Source organism: Bradyrhizobium iriomotense, assembly GCF_018129405.1.
GTDB lineage: Bacteria > Pseudomonadota > Alphaproteobacteria > Rhizobiales > Xanthobacteraceae > Bradyrhizobium > Bradyrhizobium iriomotense_B.
The window spans coordinates 1-1,868 of the sequence record NZ_JAFCLP010000051.1 but is presented as its reverse complement, the minus strand read 5'-3'; the positions used below and the strand labels follow the sequence as shown (position 1 = coordinate 1,868).

Below are 1,868 nucleotides of genomic sequence, written 5' to 3'. Positions count from 1 at the left end.
GTCGTGGCACGCCAGCCGAGCTTGTCGAGACGGCTGACGTCGAGCAGCTTGCGCGGGGTGCCGTCAGGCCGCGAAGTGTCGAAGCTGATCTCGCCGCCATAGCCGACGATGTCGGCGACGAGGCGCGCGAATTCGGCGATGGTGATGTCCGCGCCGGCGCCGATATTGACCAGTTCCGCACTGGAATAGGTCTTCATCAGGTGCACGCAGGCATCCGCCATGTCGTCGACATAGAGGAACTCGCGCCGCGGCGTGCCGGTGCCCCACACCACGACGTTCTTCGCGCCCGACACCTTCGCCTCGTGGAAGCGGCGGATCAGGGCGGCGACGACGTGGCTCATCTCAGGGTGATAATTGTCGCCGGGGCCGTAGAGATTGGACGGCATCACGCTGATGAAGTCGCAGCCATACTGGCTGCGATAGGCCTCGACCATCTTGATCCCCGCGATCTTGGCGATCGCATAGGGTTCGTTGGTCGGCTCCAGCGGCCCTGTCAGCACCGAGTCCTCGCGCAGCGGCTGCGGCGCCAGCTTCGGATAGATGCAGGAGGAGCCCAGAAACATCAGCTTCTCGGCGCCGCTCTGATGCGCGGCCTGGATCACGTTCGCGGCGATCGCGATATTGTCGTAGATGAACTCGGCGCGCAGCGTGTCGTTGGCGACGATGCCGCCGACCTTGGCCGCGGCGAGGAACACCACCTGCGGCCGCGCCTGCGCGAACCAGTCGAACACGGCGGCCTGGTTGCGCAGATCGACCTCGCGGCGATCCACCGTGACGAGCCGGACGTCCTCCGTTGCGAGCCGGCGCAGAATCGCGCTGCCGACCATGCCGCGATGGCCGGCGACGTAGACGCTTTTGCCCTTGAGCTCAAACGGTGCGTTGGCCATGGCCTGCGTCCCGCTTCGCCTCGGCCAGATCGCTCGCCATCATCTCCGCGACGAGTTCGGCAAACGTCCGCTTCGGCGTCCAGCCGAGCACCTGCCGCGCCTTGCTGGCATCGCCGATCAGGAGATCGACCTCGGTCGGGCGGAAATAGGTCGGATCGATCTTCACGACCGTCTTGCCGCTCTTTTCGTCGATGCCGGTCTCCTCGACGCCCTTGCCGCGCCAGACGATGCGGCGGCCGACCTGCGCAAACGACAGCTCGACCATCTCGCGCACCGAATGCATCTCGCCGGTGGCGAGCACGAAATCATCCGCCTTGTCGGCCTGCAGGATCTTGTGCATGCCCTCGACGTAATCCCTGGCATGGCCCCAGTCGCGCTTGGCCTCGAGATTGCCGAGATAGACCGTGTCTTCCAGGCCCACCTCGATGCGGGCGACGCCACGGGTGATCTTGCGCGTCACAAAAGTCTCGCCGCGGATCGGGCTCTCATGGTTGAACAGGATGCCGTTGCTGGCGAACATGCCGTAGGCTTCGCGGTAGTTCACCGTGATCCAGTAGCCGTAGAGCTTGGCGACGCCGTAAGGCGAGCGCGGATAGAACGGCGTCGTCTCCTTCTGCGGGATCTCCTGCACCAGGCCGTAGAGCTCGGAGGTCGAGGCCTGGTAGAACCGCGTCTCCTTCTCCATGCCGAGGATGCGGATCGCCTCCAGGAGGCGCAGCACGCCGATGGCGTCGGCGTTCGCAGTATATTCCGGGCTCTCGAAGCTGACGGCGACGTGACTTTGGGCTGCGAGATTGTAGATCTCTGTGGGGCGGATCTGCTGCACCAGGCGGATCAGATTGGTCGAATCCGTCATGTCGCCATAATGCATCAGGAACGGCACGTTGCCGACATGCGGGTCCTGGTAGAGGTGGTCGACACGCGCCGTGTTGAACGAGGACGAGCGCCGCTTGATGCCGTGCACGACATAGCCGAGCGACA

2 protein-coding genes are annotated in these 1,868 nt (G+C 64.6%); both read right to left on the bottom strand.

Annotated elements, in window-relative coordinates; genetic code table 11:
* The coding region (locus tag JQ592_RS38145) for a GDP-L-fucose synthase family protein (RefSeq protein WP_211407849.1) at window positions 1-887 on the bottom strand (887 nt) is incomplete at its 3' end.
* On the bottom strand, window positions 868-1,868 hold a 1,001-nt coding region (gene gmd, locus JQ592_RS38140; protein WP_211407848.1), incomplete at its 5' end, for a GDP-mannose 4,6-dehydratase. The genes gmd and JQ592_RS38145, both read right to left, overlap by 20 nt.